Raw genomic sequence first — 18882 nt, forward strand, 5'->3', positions numbered from 1 at the left:
CTGTATAAATTTCCAGTGAAAAACCCGTCACCGGCGGGTTTTCCCTTAACCATTAGTGGTGCCTATGGACGTCTCCGATCTGCTCGACAGCCTGAATGAAAAACAACGTGAAGCCGTGGCGGCGCCGCGCAGCAACCTGTTGGTTCTGGCCGGAGCGGGCAGTGGCAAGACGCGGGTGCTGGTGCATCGCATCGCCTGGCTGCTGTCGGTGGAGAACTGCTCGCCGTATTCGATTATGGCGGTGACCTTCACCAACAAGGCGGCGGCGGAAATGCGTCACCGAATCGAACATCTGATCGGCACCAGCCAGGGCGGCATGTGGATCGGCACCTTCCACGGCCTGGCGCATCGTCTGTTGCGCGCCCACCACCTGGAAGCCAACCTGCCGCAAGATTTCCAGATCCTCGACAGCGACGACCAGCTGCGGCTGCTCAAGCGCATCATCAAGGCGCTGAACGTCGACGAGAAGCAGTGGCCGCCGCGTCAGGCGATGTGGTACATCAACGGCAAGAAAGACGAGGGCCTGCGCCCACAGCACGTCGAGACCTACAACAACCCGGTAGAGGCCACCTGGCTGCGCATCTACCAGGCCTATCAGGAAGCCTGCGATCGCGCGGGGCTGGTGGATTTCGCCGAGCTGCTGCTGCGCGCGCACGAGCTGTGGCTGAACAAGCCGCATATCCTCAACCACTACCGCGAACGTTTCACCAACGTGCTGGTGGATGAATTCCAGGATACCAACAGCATCCAGTACGCCTGGATCCGCCTGCTGGCGGGCGGCAACAGCAACGTGATGATCGTCGGCGACGATGACCAGTCGATCTACGGCTGGCGCGGCGCGCAGGTGGAAAACATCCAGCGTTTCCTGAAGGATTTCCCCGGCGCGGAAACCATCCGCCTGGAGCAGAACTACCGTTCCACCAGCAACATCCTGAAAGCGGCCAACACCCTGATCGCCAACAACGACGGGCGCATGGGCAAAAACCTGTGGACCGAAGGCGGCGAAGGTGAACCGATTTCCCTCTACTGCGCCTTCAACGAACTCGACGAAGCGCGCTTCGTGGTCAACCGCATCAAGACCTGGCAAGACAACGGCGGCGCGCTGAACGACTGCGCCATCCTGTACCGCAGCAACGCCCAGTCGCGGGTGCTGGAAGAGGCGCTGCTGCAGACGGCGATGCCGTACCGCATCTACGGCGGCCAGCGCTTCTTCGAACGCCAGGAAATCAAGGATGCGCTGGCTTACCTGCGCCTCATTTCCAACCGCAACGACGACGCAGCCTTCGAGCGCGTGGTCAACACCCCGACGCGCGGCATCGGCGATCGCACCCTCGACGTGGTGCGCCAGGCGGCGCGCGATCGCCAGCTGACGCTGTGGCAGGCGACGCGCGAGCTGATGCAGGACAAGGTGTTGGCCGGCCGCGCCGCGTCGGCGCTGCAGCGTTTCATCGAACTGGTGGAATCGTTGGCCCATGAAACCGCCGATATGCCGCTGCATGTGCAGACCGACCGGGTGATCCGCGACTCCGGGCTGTTCATCATGTATGAACAGGAGAAGGGCGAGAAGGGGCAGGCGCGTATCGAAAACCTCGAGGAACTGGTGACGGCGACGCGCCAGTTCAGCTATCAGGACGAAGATCAGGATCTGATGCCGCTGCAGGCGTTCCTGTCGCATGCGGCGCTGGAAGCGGGCGAAGGCCAGGCCGACGCCTATCAGGACGCGGTGCAGCTGATGACTCTGCACTCGGCCAAGGGGCTGGAGTTCCCGCTGGTGTTTATCGTCGGCATGGAAGAGGGCATGTTCCCGAGCCAGATGTCGCTGGATGAAGGCGGCCGTCTGGAGGAGGAGCGCCGTCTGGCCTATGTGGGCGTAACGCGCGCCATGCAGAAGCTGACGCTGACCTATGCCGAAACGCGCCGTCTGTACGGCAAAGAAGTTTACCATCGGCCGTCGCGCTTTATCGGCGAACTGCCGGAGGAGTGCGTGGAAGAAGTGCGCCTGCGCGCCAGCGTATCGCGCCCGGTCAATCACCGCCGCATGGGCACGCCGATCAGCGAGAACGATACCGGCTATAAGCTGGGCCAGCGCGTGCGCCATCCCAAGTTTGGCGAAGGCACCATCGTCAATCTGGAGGGCAGCGGCGAGCACAGCCGGCTGCAGATCGCCTTCCCGGGCGAGGGCATCAAATGGCTGGTGGCGGCCTACGCGCGTTTGGAAACGGTCTAATGAGAGAGGCGTTGCAGGGGCAAGCCCCTGCAATCGTTCACCATCAGTGAGGGTAGCGGTCGCCGACCTGTGCGGTGGCGTACCAGCGCATCACCGCTTCGGTGCCTTCGCCGCCTTCCTGCGGCGCCCACGGCATGCAGTCTTCTTCGGTCAGCGCCTGATACGGCCCCTGCTTCACTTCGAACACCACGCCGCCGGCATCGACCGATAGCACCGCATGCCAGGTAAAGGCCGGCATCTCCAGCACTTTGGTTTCTTCGCCGAGCAGGGTGCGCTGCGTCACGACGCCGTCATCGTTGAACTGTAACACGACAAAACGGCCGCGCAGCGGCGTCAGCAGCTCCCAGGTTTGCGGGTGGCGGTGCGGGCGGATATAGGTGCCGGGTTCCATGGCGATCGCCAGGCGTTGCACCGGGTCGCTCAGCTCTTCGTGTAAGGTGCGGTGCGCGCGCAGGCGGGCCACGCTGGCGGCCTGTTCGCTCATCGCGGTCAGTTCATGGGCGGTAATCTGTTTCATCGTTTAAATCCGCATGCTTGTCGTACCATTAGGGTGATGTCATCTTAGCAACATTCTGGGAGGTGGTAAGCGATCGCCGCGACTTTTTCAGTACGGTTTAAGCGCCATTTCTGCCATTGATCATCGTGATGATTTGTTGCGCAATTATCCCGCCTAACGTGTTGACAGGCTTTTTCTTCTCGGCGTAACATGCGCGCACTATTATCATTGAGGACAGACGCCTTGGACACACCCAGTAGATACTGGCTCACTGACCTGCGCCGCAGGTATAACTTCTAAGGCTCTCCGTTTTTGCTGATAGCCTTCGTGGTTGTCGGCGACCCCGCAAAGCGTCGCTATGAGTCAGATCTCTTCATGGTCTGAAACAAATCGGTGATACGCATCCCCTCTGTTTCTGTGCTTCAACGCGTTGTCCGCACCCGTTACCTTCACGGAGTTTTGGCACATGCTGAGCGCTTTTAAATTAGATAACCGCCGCTTGTCCCGTCTGGAACTGGACGACTCGGATGATCTCACGTCATCGCTGTGGGTTGATCTGGTCGAGCCGGAAGAGGGCGAGCGTGAGCGCGTGCAGAATGAGCTGGGACAAAGCCTGGCGACGCGTCCCGAACTGGACGACATCGAAGCCTCCGCCCGTTTCTTCGAAGACGAAGACGGTCTGCATATCCACTCCTTCTTCTACTTTGAAGATGCGGAAGATCACGCCGGCAACTCCACGGTGGCGTTCACCATCCGCGACGGTCGCCTGTATACCCTGCGTGAGCGTGAACTGCCGGCGTTTCGCCTGTACCGCATGCGCGCCCGCAACCAGACCATGCTCGAAGGCAACGCCTACGAACTGCTGCTGGATTTGTTCGAAACCAAGATTGAACAGCTGGCGGACGAGATAGAGAACATCTACAGCGATCTGGAACAGCTCAGCCGGGTGATCATGGAAGGGCATCAGGGCGACGAATACGACGCCGCGCTGTCGACGCTGGCGGAGCTGGAAGATATCGGCTGGAAGGTGCGTTTGTGTCTGATGGATACCCAGCGCGCGCTCAACTTCCTGGTGCGCAAGGCGCGTTTGCCGACCGGCCAGCTGGAGCAGGCGCGTGAAGTGCTGCGCGACATCGAATCCCTGCTGCCGCACAACGAATCGCTGTTCCAGAAGGTGAACTTCCTGATGCAGGCGGCGATGGGCTTCATCAACATCGAACAGAACCGCATCATCAAGATCTTCTCGGTGGTGTCGGTGGTGTTCCTGCCGCCTACGCTGGTGGCCTCCAGCTACGGCATGAACTTTGAATTCATGCCGGAACTGAAATGGTCGTTCGGCTACCCGGGGGCCATCACCTTGATGATCCTGGCGGGTCTGGCCCCTTACCTGTACTTCAAGCGCAAGAACTGGCTGTAACCCGGCGGCGCCGGGCTCAGCGCAGCTTGCGCTGGGTATAGAGCGCGTCGAGGGTGAACAGGATCAGCGCCGCCCAGATAAAGCCGAAGGTCACCAGCTTGTCCTGGCCGACGGTCTCGCCGTAGAAGGTGACCGCCAGCAGGAACATCAGCGTCGGGCCGAGATACTGGAAGAAACCGAGCGTCGACAGGCGCAGCCGGGTAGCCGCCGCGGTGAAGCACAGCAGCGGCACGGTGGTGACGATGCCGGCGGCGACCAGCAGCAGGTTCAGCGACCACGGGTTGGCGCTCAGGTGGCTGGTGGGGCTGTCGGCGAACAGGAACAGGTAGCCCGCCGCCACCGGCAGCAGCCACAGCGTTTCAATCAGCATGCCGGTCTGCGCGTCGATGGCGATTTTCTTGCGCAGCAGGCCGTAGAAGGCAAAGCTGAACGCCAGGCCCAGACCGATGATCGGCAATGAGCCGAACTGCCAGAGCTGCACCAGCACCCCGGTGAACGCCAGCGCCACCGCCACCCACTGCATGCGGCGGAAACGTTCGCCGAGAAACAGCATCCCCAACAGCACGTTAACCAGCGGGTTGATGAAGTAGCCCAGGCTGGCTTCCAGCATATGGTGGTTGTTCACCGCCCAGATGAACAGCAGCCAGTTGCCGCCGATCAACAGCGCGGTGACCGCCAGCAACAGCAGCCGTTTGCGGTTTTGGCAGGCGGCGCGCACTTTCGGCCAGTTGCGGCCCAGCGTGATCAGCGCCAGCATGAAGAAAAACGACCAGATGATCCGGTGGGTGAGGATCTCGTCCGCGGATACTTGCTGGATCAGTTTGAAATAGGCCGGGGCGATGCCCCACATAAAATAGGCGGCCAGGGCGAAGAAAATGCCCTGACGCGTTTGCTTTGCGTCCATGACGTCACTCTGGTGGGGAACGTAAGATGCGGTGAGTGTACTGAAGTCGCTCACCGCACACAATCATCAGCCGACCAGATAGGTGGCGGTAGCGGTGGCGATATGCAGGCCGTCGTGGTTATGCAGTTCTACGCGCGCGACGGCGACCTTGTTGCCGCTGCGCAGCACGCTGGCGGAGGCGACGAAGTGTTCGCCGCGGCCGGGGCGCAGATAGTCGACGCGCAGATCGATGGTGCCCATGCGCGACAGTTTGGCGGCGATCTCTTCTTCGATCAGCGGTTCCATGCGCGTCAGCACGCCGCCGGCGCAAGCCAGCCCGGCGGCGACGTCGAGCACCGCGGCGATCACGCCGCCGTGCAGAATTTCCTGAGCGGCGTTGCCCACCAGCTTGCGCTGGTTGGTGAAGCTCAGCTCGACGTAGTCATCGTCGAAGCGGCGCAGCTCCAGGCCAAGCTCGCGGTTGAACGGCATGTGGTAGACAAAGATTTCGCCGATCTTGCGGCGGGCGGCTTCCAGGGTCAGAGCAGTGGTCGGCATAGCGGGTTTCCGTTTTTCTTTTGCGTTTTAAGGGAGCTAACTGGTCAGTCCAGGTTAATGGAATGTTGATTTTATGCTTAACCTTTGTTGCTTTCCAGACTATTCCAATAAAACCGGACTGCGCTGCGGTAAATCCTCCTTTGTGTGTAAAATGGCCTGATTTTTTCCGGGCTTGCCCTTTTTCGTTGGAGTAAGGAGAGGTTATGCGCATTTTGTCAGGGATCGTTTCCGCCACGCTGCTGATGCCGGCGCTGGCATTGGCTGAGGAAGCCAAAGAGCAGCAGATTCACGATAAGCCGGCGGTGCGCGGCAGCATTATCGCCAACCTGCTGCAGGAGCACGATAATCCATTCACGCTGTATCCTTACGATCCCAATTACCTGCTGTACACCGACACCAGCGATATCAACAAAGAAGCCATCAAGACGTACAACTGGGCCGACAAGGCGCGCAAGGACGAGGTGAAATACCAGCTTAGCCTGGCGTTTCCGCTGTGGCGGGGCATTGCCGGCGACAACTCGGTGCTCGGCGCGTCTTATACTCAGCGCTCCTGGTGGCAATTGTCCAACCGCGGCGAGTCTTCGCCGTTCCGCGAGACCAACTACGAGCCGCAGCTGTTCGTGGGGTGGGCGACCGATTACCGCTTTGCCGGCTGGACGCTGCGCGATGTGGAAATCGGCGTTAACCATCAGTCTAACGGCCGCTCGGATCCGACGTCGCGCAGCTGGAATCGCGGCTATGCGCGGCTGATGGCGCAAAATGGCAACTGGCAGGTGGATCTCAAGCCCTGGTTCCGCTTCTCGGAGAGCTCGAGCAACGACGACAACCCGGACATCACCAAATACATGGGATACTACCGGTTGAAGGTCGGTTACGCCTGGGGCGACAGCGTGTTCAGCGTCGACAGCCACTACAACTGGAACAGCGGCTACGGCGGCGCGGAACTGGGCTGGAGTTACCCGATCACCCGCAACGTGCGTTTCTATACCCAGGTGTTCAGCGGCTACGGCGAATCGCTGATCGACTACAACTTCCGGCAGACACGGGTGGGCGTTGGTGTCATGCTGAACGATATTATGTAATCATACCCGGTGGGTGTGTACCGATGAAAAAATGGGGAAGTGTGTGTCAACCGCAGCAGTGATTAACAGAGAGTTGCTGGCCGAGCAGGTATTGCGCGATACCTTTGGCTACCAGCAATTCCGCCCGGGCCAACAAACGATTATCAACGCCGCGATCGGCGGGCAGGATTGCCTGGTGGTGATGCCGACCGGCGGCGGCAAGTCGCTGTGTTACCAAATCCCGGCGCTGGTGATGGACGGCCTGACGCTGGTCGTTTCCCCGTTGATCTCGCTGATGAAGGACCAGGTCGACCAACTGTTGGCCTACGGCGTTTCCGCCGCCTGCTACAACTCGACGCAAACCCGCGAGGAGCAGCTGGACGTTATGGCCGGCTGCCGCAACGGTACCATCAAGATGCTGTACATCGCGCCGGAGCGGCTGATGATGGAAAGCTTCCTCAACCTGCTCGATCACTGTCCGCCGGCGATGCTGGCGGTGGATGAGGCGCACTGTATTTCGCAGTGGGGCCATGACTTCCGGCCGGAATATCGCGCGCTGGGCCAGCTGAAACAGCGCTTCCCGTCGATGCCGGTGATCGCGCTGACCGCCACCGCCGACGAGGCCACCCGCGGCGATATCGTGCGCCTGCTGTCGCTGCAGGACCCGCTGGTGCAGGTCAGCAGCTTCGACCGGCCGAACATCCGCTACACGCTGGTGGAAAAATTCAAACCGCTCGATCAGCTGTGGCGCTTCGTGCAGGATCAGCGCGGCAAGAGCGGCATTATCTATTGCAACAGCCGCGCTAAGGTGGAAGACACCGCCGCGCGCCTGCAAAGCCGCGGGCTGAGCGTCGGCGCTTATCACGCCGGGCTGGACAACGATCGCCGCGCCCAGGTGCAGGAAGCGTTCCAGCGTGACGATCTGCAGGTGGTGGTGGCCACCGTCGCCTTCGGCATGGGCATCAACAAACCCAACGTACGTTTCGTGGTGCATTTCGACATCCCGCGCAATATCGAATCCTATTATCAGGAGACCGGCCGCGCCGGGCGCGACGGCCTGCCGGCCGAAGCCATCCTGCTGTACGATCCGGCCGACATGGCCTGGCTGCGCCGCTGTCTGGAGGAGAAACCCGCCGGGCAACAGCTGGACATTGAGCGCCACAAGCTGAACGCCATGGGCGCGTTCGCCGAGGCACAAACCTGCCGCCGCCTGGTGCTGCTCAACTACTTCGGCGAAGGCAAGCACGAGAACTGCGGCAACTGCGATATCTGCCTCGATCCGCCCAAGCGCTACGACGGGCTGGAGGACGCGCGCAAGGCGCTGTCCTGCGTGTATCGCGTCGGCCAGCGCTTTGGCCTCGGGTACATCGTGGAAGTGCTGCGCGGCGCCAACAACCAGCGTATTCGCGAATATGGCCACGACAAGCTGCCGGTGTACGGCATCGGCCGCGATCAGACCACCGAACACTGGACCAGCGTGCTGCGTCAGCTGATCCACCTGGGTTTTATCACCCAGAACATCGCCATGCACTCGGCGTTGCAATTGACCGAGGCGGCGCGCCCGGTGTTGCGCGGCGAGGTGGCGCTGCAGCTGGCGGTGCCGCGCATTCAGAGCCTGAAGTCGCGCAGCAGCGCCAACCAGAAATCCTACGGCGGCAATTACGATCGCAAGCTGTTTGCCAAGCTGCGCAAACTGCGCAAATCGATCGCCGACGAAGAAAACATTCCTCCCTACGTGGTGTTCAACGACGCCACGCTGCTGGAAATGGCCGAACAGATGCCGATCAAGGCCGGCGATCTGCTGAGCGTCAACGGCGTCGGCCAGCGCAAACTGGAGCGTTTCGGCGCGCCCTTTATGGCGATGATCCGCGACCATCTCGACAATGATGAAGACTGAGGGCGATAAATCATGCTGATGCTGTTTCTCACCGTGGCGCTGGTGCATCTGATTGCGCTGATGAGCCCGGGGCCGGACTTCTTTTTCGTGTCGCAGACCGCCGCCAGCCGTTCGCGCCGCGAGGCGATGATGGGCGTGGTCGGCATTTCGCTCGGCATCGTGGTGTGGGCCGGCGTGGCGTTGATGGGGCTGCACCTGATCCTGCAGAAGATGGCCTGGCTGCATCAGATTATCATGGTCGGCGGCGGGATGTACCTGTGCTGGATGGGGTGGCAACTGCTGCGTTCCGCGCGGACGCAGCAAGCGCAGCCGCCAGCGGAGGCCCAGGTGGCGTTGCCCAAGGCCGGGCGCAGCTTTATTCGCGGCTTCCTGACCAATCTGTCCAACCCGAAAGCGGTGATCTATTTCGGCAGCGTGTTCTCGCTGTTCGTCGGCGACAGCGTTGGCGCCGGAGCGCGCTGGGGGCTGTTCTTGCTGATCGTCGCCGAGACCTTCGTCTGGTTCAGCCTGGTGGCGGTGGTGTTCGCGCTGCCGGCGATGCGCCGCGGTTATCAGCGGTTGGCCAAGTGGATCGACGGGGTGGCGGGCGTGCTGTTCACCGGCTTCGGGTTACACCTGATCTTTACCCGCTGATCGGCGGTGACATGCCCAAGGCCGAGCAGCGATGCCCGGCCTTTTTTGTCAGGCTTTGCGGGCAGTCGCCAGCAGCCCCGCCACCAGAATGAACAGCGAACCGAACAGTCGGTTGAGCAACTGCATCTGGCGCGGCGTTCTCAGCCAGCCGGCGATGCGCGTCGCCAGGGTGGCGTAACCGATCATCACCAGAATATCCACCACCACGGTGGTGACGCCGAGCACCAGATACTGCTCGGCCTGCGGCTGATTGGGCAAGATAAACTGTGGGAACAGCGCGGCGAGAAACACGATGCTTTTCGGGTTGGTCAGGTTGACCAGCACCGCGCGGCGGAACAGACGGCGGCGCGGCATGCTGCCCGCCAGCGCATGCAGATCCAGCGCCCCGGCGGCGCGCCACTGCTGGATGCCGAGCCACACCAGGTAGGCGGCGCCCAACCATTTCAACAGTTCGAACGCCAGCAGCGATTGCGATATCAGCGCGCCGAGACCGATGCCCACCAGCACGATGTGCGCGCTCAGCCCGACCTGCAGCCCGGCTATCGAGGCGGCGGCGCCGCGATAGCCGTGGCTGATGCCGGTGCTCATGGTATTGATGGCGCCTGAGCCGGGGGAAAGGCTCAGGATAAGCGTGGTCAGCAGATAGGTTAACCACCAGTCCAAGGTCATGGTGCTTCGGCTCCCTGAAAGTGTCGTTTTGTGCCACAATGCGCCGATGTGGCGCTGTTTTTGTCAGAATTGAATCACAATACGCTAGTATGATTTCTTGTGCCAGCGGTCACATTTTCCGCCGGCCCCACAGGGAAAACGCTCTCGATGACCACGTTCACTCTCAGCTCCGATGACTGGTTAACGCGTGAAACGCAGTTCGCTGCCTTCGCCACCGGGCCGCTGCTGGATTTCTGGCGGCAGCGCGAAGAAGGCGAATTCAGCGGCGTGGACGGCGTGCCGATCCGCTTTGTGCGCTTCAGTTCTGCGCGGCATCAGCGAGTGGTGGTGGTCAGCCCCGGCCGCATCGAAAGCTACGTGAAATACCCTGAGGTGGCCTACGATCTGTTCCACTGCGGCTACGACGTGGTGATCGTCGATCATCGCGGCCAGGGGCGTTCCGGGCGTTTACTGGCGGATACGCACCGCGGTCATGTGGTAAACTTCGCCGACTACGTGGATGATTTCGAACAGCTGTGGCTGCGCGAGGTCGAATCGCACGGTTATCGGCAGCGCTTCGCGCTGGCGCATTCGATGGGCGGCGCGATCCTGGCGCAGTTCCTGCAGCGTCGGCCGCAGGCGTTCGACGCGGCGGCGTTTTGCGCGCCGATGTTCGGCATCCGGTTGCCGATGCCGGGTTGGCTGACCGATCGCATTCTCGACTGGGCGGAGACCCGCCCGGCGATCCGCGACTATTACGCGGTGGGCACCGGCCAGTGGCGTCCGCTGCCCTATGTGGTCAACGTGTTGACCCATAGCCGCGAGCGTTACCGGCGCAGCCTGCGTTATTATGCCGATTACCCCGAGCTGCAGGTGGGCGGGCCGACCTACCATTGGGTGCGGGAGAGCATCCGCGCCGGCCGGCAGATTATCGCGCAGGCCGGGAAGATCGCCACGCCGCTGTTGCTTTTGCAGGCCGGTGAAGAACGGGTAGTCGACAACCGTTCGCACCAGGCTTTTTGTCAGGCTCTGTCAGACGCGGGGCGCCCTTGCGAAGGGGGGCTCCCGTGGGTTATCAACGGCGCACGCCATGAGATCCTGTTCGAGCGGGACGCGCTGCGCGCCGAAGCACTGAACGCAATTCTGCGCTTCTTTGCTCAACACTTAGGCGGCGCGCTGCCGCCGACAACTCCATCAGAGGTTAGAACATAACGCTATGTATCACGTCGTCGCTTCCGATTTAGATGGCACGCTGCTGTCTCCCGACCATACCCTGTCGCCGTACGCTAAAGAAACGCTGAAGTTGCTGACTCAGCGCGGCGTGCATTTCGTGTTCGCCACCGGCCGCCACCATATCGACGTGGCGCAGATCCGCGACAGCCTGGAGATCAGCGCCTTTATGATCACCTCCAACGGCGCACGGGTGCACAACACCGCCGGCGAACTGATTTTCAGCCACAACCTGGACGGAGATATCGCCCGCGATCTGTACGGCATGCTGCACGACGATCCGGATATCACCACCAACGTCTACCGTAACGACGATTGGTTTACCAACCGCGAAAGCCCGGAGCAGGAAGAGTTCTTCCAGGAGTCGGTGTTCAAATATCAGCTGTTTGAGCCGGGCCTGCTGGAAACCGACGGCGTCTGCAAGGTTTACTTCACCTGTGAAGATCACGAGCGGTTGCTGCAGGTGGAAGACGCCATCAACGCGCGCTGGGGCGATCGGGTCAACGTCAGCTTCTCGTTCCCGACCTGCCTGGAAGTGATGGCGGGCGGCGTGTCGAAAGGGCATGCGCTGGAAGAAGTGGCCAAGATCATCGGCTATACGCTGCAAGAGTGCATCGCCTTCGGCGACGGCATGAACGATCTGGAGATGTTGTCGATGGCCGGCAAGGGCTGCATCATGCGCGACGCGCATCAGCGCCTGAAGGACATGCTGCCGGAGCTGGAAGTGATCGGCTCCAACGTCGATAACGCGGTGCCGCACTACCTGCGTAAGATGTTCCTCTGAAATAACCATTAAATAATAAGGGCGCCTCGCGGCGCCCTTGGCATTACTTGTGCTGGCCCTGCTTCTGCAGGAACTGCACGCCCTTGTCCGGGAAGTCGGTGAACACGCCGTCGACGCCGGCCTGGTTGTAAATCACGTCATACAGTTGGTTCACGTCGGTCACGTACTTCGGCAGCGCATCGGCGCGGATGGTGAACGGATGCACCGCCAGCTTGCTGGCGTGCGCTTCTTTCACCATGTCGGTCAGCACGATGTGGCCCGGTTTGGATTTTTCCGCCACCACCAGCATGTGGTAGTCCGGCCCGATGCCGTCGGCATACTGCGCGATTTTCTTCATCGCGCCCGGTTTGAACATCCAGTCGTAGTCGTATTCCACCCACTTGCCATCGGCTTTCTGCTCGTAGGTTTCCTGCCAGTCGTTATAGGCGATCAGCTGCACCAGCTTCAGATCCATGCCCAGCTTCGGCTCCAGCTCGTTCTTGATGCGCTTGAGCTCGTTGGCGTCGAAGCACTGCAGGTAGACGTTGTCGTTCTTGCCGGTGTAGCCGTACTGCTTGAGCACCGCCAGCACTTTACTGGAGATGTCTTTGCCTTCCTGTTTGTGGAACCACGGCGCCTTGATTTCAGGGTAGATGCCGATGTTCTTGCCGGTCGAATGGTTCAGACCCTGCACGAACTCGATCTCTTCCTGGAAGGTGTGCACGCGGAAGTCGGATTTGCCCATCGGGAAGCGGCCAGGGTAGCCCTGCACCTTCTTGCCGTTTTCGATTTCAAAGCCTTCGGTGAACTTCAGCGATTTGATCTCCGCCAGCGTAAAGTCGATGGCGTAATAACGGCCGTCTTTACGCGCGCGATCCGGGAAGCGTTCGGCGACGTCGGTGACGCGATCGAGGTAGTGGTCGTGCAGCACCACCAGCTCGTTGTCTTTGGTCATCACCAGGTCTTGCTCGAGGTAATCGGCGCCCTGCGCATAGGCCATCGCCTTCGCCGGCAGGGTGTGTTCCGGCAGGTAGCCGCTGGCGCCACGGTGGGCGATCACCACTTTGTCCGCCGCCTGCGCGGCGCTGACCATTGAGGTGGCGAGAATGATCCCTGTCAGCAGGGCTTTGACTTGAGTCCGCATTCCGTTTTCTCCGTGTTGTTGGGGGCAGGGTAGTAAAAAGGCCGCAGGGCGGCCTTTAAATCATGCAAAAGTCGTGTGACGCTTAGCCGCGTTTGCCGGCTGCGATTTCCGCGTGGTGTTTCTTCTCGTTCAGCATGGTCAGCAGCAGCAGGATAACCGCCAGCACGCCGCCGCCGATCATCACCATGAAGCCGCCGTCCCAACCGAAGAAGTCTACGGTGTAGCCGACGATGGCGCTGGCCGCGACCGAGCCGCCCAGGTAGCCGAACAGGCCGGTGAAGCCCGCGGCGGTGCCGGCGGCTTTCTTCGGCGCCAGCTCCAGCGCGTGCAGGCCGATCAGCATCACCGGGCCGTAGATCAGGAAGCCGATGACCAGCATACAGATCATGTCCACGGTCGGGTTGCCGGCTGGGTTCATCCAGAACACCACGGTGGCGATGGTCACCAGCGTCATGAAGAACACGCCGGTGGCGCCGCGGTTGCCTTTGAACACTTTGTCCGACATCCAGCCGCACAGCAGAGTGCCCGGGATACCGGCGTATTCATACAGGAAGTAGGCCCAGGAAGACTTGTCCAGCGCGAAGTGCTTCACTTCTTTCAGGTAGGTCGGCGACCAGTCCAGAATGCCGTAACGCAGCAGGTAGACGAACACGTTGGCGACCGCGATGTACCACAGCAGCTTGTTCGGCAGGATGTACTGCATGAAGATCTGCTTGGCGGTCAGCTCTTCTTCGTCTTTTTCGCTGTAGTCGTCCGGATAGTCGTTTTTGTACTCTTCAATCGGCGGCAGGCCGCAGGATTGCGGGGTGTCGCGCATCAGGGCGAAGGCGATCAGGGCCACCAGGATGGCGCCGAAGGCCGGCATGTACAGCGCCGCGTGCCAGTCGTTGAACCAGGCCATGCCCAGCAGGAACAGCAGCGGCGGCAGGCCGCCACCCACGTTGTGGGCGCAGTTCCAGATGGAAACGATGCCGCCGCGTTCTTTCTGCGACCACCAGTGCACCATGGTACGGCCGCACGGCGGCCAACCCATGCCCTGGAACCAGCCGCACAGGAACAGCAGGACGAACATGATGGCGATGCTGGAGGTGGCCCACGGCACGAAGCCCATGAACAACATCACCGCCGCCGCCAGGATCAGGCCGGCAGGCAGGAACACTCGCGGGTTGGAACGGTCGGAGACCGAACCCATGATGAATTTGGAGAAGCCGTAGGCGATGGAGATGCCCGACAGCGCGAAGCCGAGGTCGCCGCGGCTGAAGCCTTGTTCGATCAGGTAAGGCATGGCCAGGGTGAAGTTCTTACGCACCAGATAGTAAGCGGCGTAACCGAAGAAGATCCCCAGGAAAATTTGCCAGCGCAGCTTACGGTAGAGCGGGTCTACCTTATCGCTCGGCACGCGAGCGATGTGTGCGGCCGGCTTAAAAATACTCAACATGAGCGCCTCCGATGGCTTTATCTGTTATCACATCAATATGACCTTTTACGTTCATTTGATGATTGAGCGGATATCGAATGTGGTGTTTTTGTGTTCCATAACGAGCGCCATTGTCGACAAATACGCCTGGTGTCGCTGTGACGAATGGCGCAATTGTTACACTTTCATGAAACCACGGCGGATTTTGAGCGATTCGTTAACGTTATGAAATAGAAAAACGTCCAAAAATCGTGATTATGATCACATTGATGGTTTTTTGTGGACATTTTTATTTCGTTTCATGTTCGTTCTTGTTCCTTATCAAACAAAGACCCTAATAACCGTGGCTCAATAGGCTCATAACTACCGATCCTGAGGGAGCGACATGAGCAGCTATTTTGACGGCGGCGAAACGGATGTGATCATCATCGGCGGCGGCGCCACCGGCGCAGGCATTGCCCGCGATTGTGCGCGGCGCGGCTTGCGCTGCATTTTGCTGGAGCGTCACGACATCGCCACCGGCGCCACCGGCCGCAACCACGGCTTGCTGCACAGCGGCGCGCGCTATGCGGTGACCGACGGGGAGTCGGCGCGCGAGTGCATCGAAGAGAACCGCATCCTGAAACGCATCGCGCATCACTGTATCGAGCGCACCGATGGGCTGTTCATCACCCTGCCGCAGGACTCGCTGGAGTATCAGCAACAGTTTATCGCCGCCTGTCGCCAGGCCGACATCGACGCCGAAGCGATCGACCCGCAGCTGGCGCTGCGGCTGGAGCCGGCGGCTAATCCGGCGCTGATTGGCGCGGTGCGGGTGCCGGACGGCACCGTCGATCCTTTCCGGCTGACCGCCGCCAACATGCTGGATGCGCGCGAACACGGCGCGCAGATCCTGACTTACCACCAGGTGGTCGGATTGTTGCGCAGCGGCGACCGGGTGACGGGCGTGCGCGTTTACGACCATCAGAATCAGCGGCGCTATGAGCTGCACGCAGCGGTGGTGGTCAACGCCGCCGGCATCTGGGGCCAGCAGATCGCCGAATACGCCGATTTGCGTATCCGCATGTTCCCGGCCAAGGGAGCGCTGCTGATCCTCGGTCACCGCATCAACAACATGGTGATCAACCGTTGCCGCAAACCGGCGGACGCCGACATCCTGGTGCCGGGCGACACCATCTCGCTGATCGGCACCACCTCGACCCATATCGACTACGACCAAATTGACAACATGCTGGTGACCCCGCAGGAGGTGGACATTCTGATCCGCGAGGGGGCGCTGCTGGCGCCCACCCTGGCGCAGACCCGCATTCTGCGCGCCTATGCCGGGGTGCGGCCGCTGGTGGCCAGCGACGACGATCCCAGCGGGCGCAATGTCAGCCGCGGCATCGTGCTGCTCGATCACGCCGCCCGCGACGGGCTGGAAGGGTTTATCACCATCACCGGCGGCAAGCTGATGACCTACCGTCTGATGGCGGAGTGGGCCACCGACAAGGTGTGCGAAAAGCTCGGGGTAAACCGCCCGTGCACCACCGCGCAGGACGCGTTGCCCGGATCCCGTCAGTCGGCGGAGGAAACGGTGCGCAGCGTGGTTTCTCTGCCCGCCAGCATTCGCGGCTCGGCGATTTACCGGCACGGCGATCGCGCCAGCCAGGTGCCGGCGGCCGATCGGCTCGACACCAGCCTGGTGTGCGAGTGCGAGGCGGTGACCGCCGGGGAAGTGCGCTATGCGGTCAATTCGCTGACCGTCAATAACCTGGTGGATCTGCGCCGCCGCACCCGCGTCGGCATGGGCACCTGCCAGGGTGAACTCTGCGCCTGCCGCGCCGCCGGACTGCTGACGCGCTTCAAGGTCAGCACGCCGCAGCAATCCATCGCGCAGCTGTCGCAGTTCCTCAACGAACGCTGGAAAGGCGTGCGGCCGATCGCCTGGGGCGATGCGCTGCGCGAGAGCGAATTTACCAGTTGGGTTTACCAAGGGTTATGCGGGCTTGAGGCCCAGGCAGACAAAGAGCAGGAGGCGGATGATGCGATTTGACGTAGTGGTGATTGGCGGCGGCCTGGCGGGCCTGAGCTGCGCCATTGCCGTGGCCGAACAGGGCAAACGCTGTGCGGTGGTCAGTTCCGGCCAGAGCGCGCTCTACTTCTCCTCCGGCTCGCTCGATCTGCTGGCGAGATTGCCGGACGGCACGCCGGTCGAGATGCCGCTGGCGGCGCTGCCGCAGCTGGCGCAACAGGCGCCGCAGCATCCGTATTCTCTGATTGGCCCCGGCCGGGTGGCGGCGCTGTCCGCCGCCGCGCAGCGGCTGCTGGAACGCTGCGGGCTGAATCTGCAGGGCGAGGGGGTGAACAACCATCTGCGCATCACGCCGCTCGGCACGCGCCGCGCTACCTGGCTCAGCCCGCAGGCGATCCCGACGCTGCCGCTGACCGGCCAACTGCCCTGGCGGCGCATTGCGGTGATCGGCATCGAAGGGTTCCTCGATTTCCAACCGCAGATGGCCGCCGACTCTCTGAGCCGGGAGCTCGGCGTAGAGGCGGATGTGGCCTATCTGCACATGCCGGCGCTGGACAGATTGCGCAATAACCCCAGCGAGTTCCGTGCGGTGAACATCGCCCGGGTACTGGATTTGATGGAAAGCCTGCCGCCGATGGCCGAGGAGCTGCGGCGGCTGGCGGGCGAGGCCGAAGCGCTCTTCCTGCCGGCCTGTCTGGGCCTGGAGGACGACGCGTCGCTGGCGGTGCTGCAGGATGCGGTCGGCAAGCCGATCCGGCTGCTGCCGACGCTGCCGCCTTCGGTGCCCGGCATGCGCTTGCATCAGGCGCTGCGGCGGCGTTTCCAGCAGCTGGGCGGTGTTTTCATGCCGGGCGACAGCGTGCTGCGCGCCGAGTGTGAAGCCGGCCGCGTCACCGGCCTGTATACCCGCAACCACGGCGATATTCCTCTGCGGGCGCAGCAGGTGGTGCTGGCCAGCGGCAGCTTCTTCAGCAACGGGCTGGTGGCGGATTTCGATGAAGTGCGTGAGCCGATCTTCGGGCTGGACGTGCACAGCCGCGCCGATCGCGCCGACTGGAGCCGGCGCGAGCTGTTCGCCCCACAGCCTTATCTGCAGTTTGGCGTGCGTACCGACGGCAGGCTGCGGGCGATGAAGCAGGGAGTGCCGTTCGACAATCTGTATGCCATCGGTGCAGTCGCCGGCGGTTACGATCCGCTGCAGCAGGGCTGCGGCGCCGGCGTGTCATTGATCGGTGCGCTGCACGTTGCGCAGCAGATCGCCGCGGAGGAAAACGCATGAGTCTGCATCAGGATCACAGCTTTGAAAGCTGCATCAAATGCACCGTCTGCACCACCTACTGCCCGGTCGCCAAAGTGAACCCGCTCTACCCGGGGCCGAAACAGGCGGGGCCGGACGGCGAGCGGCTGCGGCTGAAAGACCCGGCGCTGTACGATGAAGCGCTGAAATACTGCACCAACTGCAAGCGTTGTGAAGTGGCCTGCCCGTCCGACGTCAAAATCGGCGACATCATTCAGCGCGCCCGCGCCGACTTTGCCCAGAGCAAGCCGACGCTGCGTGACGCCATCCTCAGCCACACCGATATCATGGGATCGCTGTCGACGCCGTTTGCGCCGATCGTCAACGCCGCCACCGGGTTGAAACCGGTGCGCAAGCTGCTGGACAAGGCGCTGAAGATCGATCACCGGCGCGAACTGCCGAAATATTCCTTCGGCACCTTCCGCCGCTGGTACCGGCAACAGGCGCAGGCTCAGCAGCGTTACGCCGAGCAGGTGGCATTCTTCCACGGTTGCTTCGTCAACTATAACCACCCGCAGCTGGGCAAGGATTTGGTCCGGGTGTTCAACGCGTTGGATATCGGCGTGCAACTGCTGAAACGCGAGAAATGCTGCGGCGTGCCGCTGATCGCCAACGGGTTTATCGATCAGGCTAAAAAGCAGGCCAGGGTCAATGCCGAATCGCTGCAGGAAACGGTGCTGGAGCGCGGCATTCCGGTGGTGGCGACCTCATCGAGCTGCACCTTCACCCTGCGTGACGAATACCCTCATCTGCTGGACGTAGACACCACGCCGGTGCGCGATCGGGTGGAGCTGGCGACGCGCTATCTCTATCGCCTGATCAATCAGGGGCGCAGCCTGCCGCTCAAGCGCACGCCGCTGCGGGTGGCTTATCACACGCCTTGCCATATGGAGAAGATGGGCTGGACCGCCTACACTCTGGAGCTGCTGCGGCAGATACCGGGGCTGGAGCTGGTGGTGCTGGATTCGCAGTGCTGCGGCATCGCCGGCACTTACGGGTTCAAATCGGAGAACTACGCCACGTCGCAAGGCATTGGCGCGCCGCTGTTTCGGCAGATAGAAGAGAGCGGAGTGGATCTGGTGGTGACCGACTGCGAGACCTGCAAGTGGCAGATAGAAATGTCCACCAGCAAACGCTGCGAACATCCGATCACCCTGCTGGCGCAGGCGTTGGCATAAAGACTCAGGGGCCGGCAAA

General features: G+C 61.7%; 16 protein-coding genes. 10 read left to right on the forward strand and 6 right to left on the reverse strand.

The annotated features are described in order from the left end of the window. The first annotated feature begins 64 nt into the window (after positions 1 to 64). Positions 65 to 2227: a DNA helicase II gene (uvrD, locus tag ACJ8QF_RS21325; RefSeq protein WP_048326578.1), complete on the forward strand. Its 2163-nt coding sequence runs from the start codon at positions 65 to 67 to the stop codon at positions 2225 to 2227. A 43-nt stretch (positions 2228 to 2270) separates the two neighbouring features. On the opposite strand, the gene ACJ8QF_RS21330 is transcribed toward uvrD, so the two are convergent. After that, positions 2271 to 2744, reverse strand: a complete 474-nt coding sequence (locus ACJ8QF_RS21330) for a WbuC family cupin fold metalloprotein (protein WP_004934257.1) — start codon at positions 2742 to 2744, stop codon at positions 2271 to 2273. 445 nt (positions 2745 to 3189) lie between these two features. Here ACJ8QF_RS21330 and corA point away from each other — a divergent pair, with 445 nt between their 5' ends. After that, positions 3190 to 4140 carry a magnesium/cobalt transporter CorA gene (corA, locus tag ACJ8QF_RS21335; RefSeq protein ID WP_004934262.1) on the forward strand — a complete coding sequence of 317 codons (951 nt, stop codon included), beginning with the start codon at positions 3190 to 3192 and terminating at the stop codon, positions 4138 to 4140. A 16-nt stretch (positions 4141 to 4156) separates the two neighbouring features. Here the strand turns inward: corA and rarD are convergent, their stop codons facing one another. Both rarD and ACJ8QF_RS21345 read right to left on the reverse strand, forming a co-directional pair. Continuing rightward, complete coding sequence (gene rarD / locus ACJ8QF_RS21340; RefSeq protein ID WP_004934265.1) at positions 4157 to 5044, reverse strand: EamA family transporter RarD; 888 nt, start codon at positions 5042 to 5044, stop codon at positions 4157 to 4159. Between the two features lie 66 nt (positions 5045 to 5110). Beyond that, positions 5111 to 5581: a thioesterase family protein gene (locus ACJ8QF_RS21345; RefSeq protein WP_442537848.1), complete on the reverse strand. Its 471-nt coding sequence runs from the start codon at positions 5579 to 5581 to the stop codon at positions 5111 to 5113. 203 nt (positions 5582 to 5784) lie between these two features. Here ACJ8QF_RS21345 and pldA point away from each other — a divergent pair, with 203 nt between their 5' ends. Genes pldA through rhtC form a run of 3 tightly spaced genes read left to right on the forward strand, consistent with a single transcriptional unit; the run spans position 5785 to position 9172 of the window. Then, complete coding sequence (gene pldA / locus ACJ8QF_RS21350) at positions 5785 to 6663, forward strand: phospholipase A (RefSeq protein ID WP_004934270.1); 879 nt, start codon at positions 5785 to 5787, stop codon at positions 6661 to 6663. 43 nt (positions 6664 to 6706) lie between these two features. Beyond that, entirely contained in the window at positions 6707 to 8539 is a 1833-nt protein-coding gene (recQ, locus tag ACJ8QF_RS21355) for an ATP-dependent DNA helicase RecQ (RefSeq protein WP_004934274.1), read from the forward strand. Between the two features lie 12 nt (positions 8540 to 8551). Beyond that, the gene (gene rhtC / locus ACJ8QF_RS21360; RefSeq protein ID WP_325962715.1) at positions 8552 to 9172 is read left to right on the forward strand and encodes a threonine export protein RhtC; all 621 of its coding nucleotides are present in this window, start codon (positions 8552 to 8554) and stop codon (positions 9170 to 9172) included. A 48-nt stretch (positions 9173 to 9220) separates the two neighbouring features. Here the strand turns inward: rhtC and rhtB are convergent, their stop codons facing one another. Then, positions 9221 to 9841, reverse strand: a complete 621-nt coding sequence (rhtB, locus tag ACJ8QF_RS21365) for a homoserine/homoserine lactone efflux protein (RefSeq protein WP_004934282.1) — start codon at positions 9839 to 9841, stop codon at positions 9221 to 9223. A 147-nt stretch (positions 9842 to 9988) separates the two neighbouring features. Between rhtB and pldB the strand changes: the two genes are divergently transcribed. Then, complete coding sequence (gene pldB, locus ACJ8QF_RS21370; protein ID WP_325962714.1) at positions 9989 to 11032, forward strand: lysophospholipase L2; 1044 nt, start codon at positions 9989 to 9991, stop codon at positions 11030 to 11032. A gap of 4 nt (positions 11033 to 11036) precedes the next feature. Beyond that, positions 11037 to 11834, forward strand: a complete 798-nt coding sequence (yigL, locus tag ACJ8QF_RS21375) for a sugar/pyridoxal phosphate phosphatase YigL (RefSeq protein WP_004934290.1) — start codon at positions 11037 to 11039, stop codon at positions 11832 to 11834. A 43-nt stretch (positions 11835 to 11877) separates the two neighbouring features. Here yigL and glpQ read toward each other — a convergent pair whose 3' ends face one another. Both glpQ and glpT read right to left on the reverse strand, forming a co-directional pair. Then, positions 11878 to 12957 (reverse strand): glycerophosphodiester phosphodiesterase, encoded by a 1080-nt coding sequence (gene glpQ / locus ACJ8QF_RS21380; RefSeq protein WP_004934292.1) that lies wholly within the window; start codon positions 12955 to 12957, stop codon positions 11878 to 11880. Positions 12958 to 13039: 82 nt separating this feature from the next. Beyond that, positions 13040 to 14395 carry a glycerol-3-phosphate transporter gene (gene glpT, locus ACJ8QF_RS21385; protein WP_004934295.1) on the reverse strand — a complete coding sequence of 452 codons (1356 nt, stop codon included), beginning with the start codon at positions 14393 to 14395 and terminating at the stop codon, positions 13040 to 13042. 364 nt (positions 14396 to 14759) lie between these two features. On the opposite strand from glpT, the gene glpA reads away from it, so the two are divergent. From glpA to glpC, 3 genes are read left to right on the forward strand one after another with little or no spacing between them, the layout of a single operon-like run. Next, complete coding sequence (gene glpA, locus ACJ8QF_RS21390) at positions 14760 to 16409, forward strand: anaerobic glycerol-3-phosphate dehydrogenase subunit A (RefSeq protein ID WP_015376274.1); 1650 nt, start codon at positions 14760 to 14762, stop codon at positions 16407 to 16409. Further along, entirely contained in the window at positions 16399 to 17667 is a 1269-nt protein-coding gene (gene glpB / locus ACJ8QF_RS21395) for a glycerol-3-phosphate dehydrogenase subunit GlpB (RefSeq protein WP_154871911.1), read from the forward strand. The genes glpA and glpB overlap by 11 nt, the downstream gene beginning before the upstream one ends. Further along, entirely contained in the window at positions 17664 to 18863 is a 1200-nt protein-coding gene (glpC, locus tag ACJ8QF_RS21400) for an anaerobic glycerol-3-phosphate dehydrogenase subunit GlpC (protein WP_197753750.1), read from the forward strand. Before glpB ends, glpC begins: the two co-directional genes overlap by 4 nt. Positions 18864 to 18882 lie beyond the last annotated feature (19 nt).

It is taken from the genome of Serratia sp. CY81684 (assembly GCF_052166595.1).
GTDB classification, from domain to species: domain Bacteria; phylum Pseudomonadota; class Gammaproteobacteria; order Enterobacterales; family Enterobacteriaceae; genus Serratia; species Serratia nematodiphila.

Excerpts from the sequence above, each read along its gene's own strand:
- glpQ (WP_004934292.1), bottom strand. The coding sequence starts at position 12,957 with ATGCGGACTCAAGTCAAAGCCCTGCTGACAGGGATCATTCTCGCCACC.
- ACJ8QF_RS21345 (WP_442537848.1), bottom strand. The coding sequence starts at position 5,581 with ATGCCGACCACTGCTCTGACCCTGGAAGCCGCCCGCCGCAAGATCGGC.
- glpT (WP_004934295.1), bottom strand. The coding sequence starts at position 14,395 with ATGTTGAGTATTTTTAAGCCGGCCGCACACATCGCTCGCGTGCCGAGC.
- pldA (WP_004934270.1), top strand. The coding sequence starts at position 5,785 with ATGCGCATTTTGTCAGGGATCGTTTCCGCCACGCTGCTGATGCCGGCG.
- glpA (WP_015376274.1), top strand. The coding sequence starts at position 14,760 with ATGAGCAGCTATTTTGACGGCGGCGAAACGGATGTGATCATCATCGGC.
- glpC (WP_197753750.1), top strand. The coding sequence starts at position 17,664 with ATGAGTCTGCATCAGGATCACAGCTTTGAAAGCTGCATCAAATGCACC.
- rhtC (WP_325962715.1), top strand. The coding sequence starts at position 8,552 with ATGCTGATGCTGTTTCTCACCGTGGCGCTGGTGCATCTGATTGCGCTG.
- pldB (WP_325962714.1), top strand. The coding sequence starts at position 9,989 with ATGACCACGTTCACTCTCAGCTCCGATGACTGGTTAACGCGTGAAACG.
- rarD (WP_004934265.1), bottom strand. The coding sequence starts at position 5,044 with ATGGACGCAAAGCAAACGCGTCAGGGCATTTTCTTCGCCCTGGCCGCC.
- yigL (WP_004934290.1), top strand. The coding sequence starts at position 11,037 with ATGTATCACGTCGTCGCTTCCGATTTAGATGGCACGCTGCTGTCTCCC.
- rhtB (WP_004934282.1), bottom strand. The coding sequence starts at position 9,841 with ATGACCTTGGACTGGTGGTTAACCTATCTGCTGACCACGCTTATCCTG.
- uvrD (WP_048326578.1), top strand. The coding sequence starts at position 65 with ATGGACGTCTCCGATCTGCTCGACAGCCTGAATGAAAAACAACGTGAA.
- glpB (WP_154871911.1), top strand. The coding sequence starts at position 16,399 with ATGCGATTTGACGTAGTGGTGATTGGCGGCGGCCTGGCGGGCCTGAGC.
- corA (WP_004934262.1), top strand. The coding sequence starts at position 3,190 with ATGCTGAGCGCTTTTAAATTAGATAACCGCCGCTTGTCCCGTCTGGAA.
- ACJ8QF_RS21330 (WP_004934257.1), bottom strand. The coding sequence starts at position 2,744 with ATGAAACAGATTACCGCCCATGAACTGACCGCGATGAGCGAACAGGCC.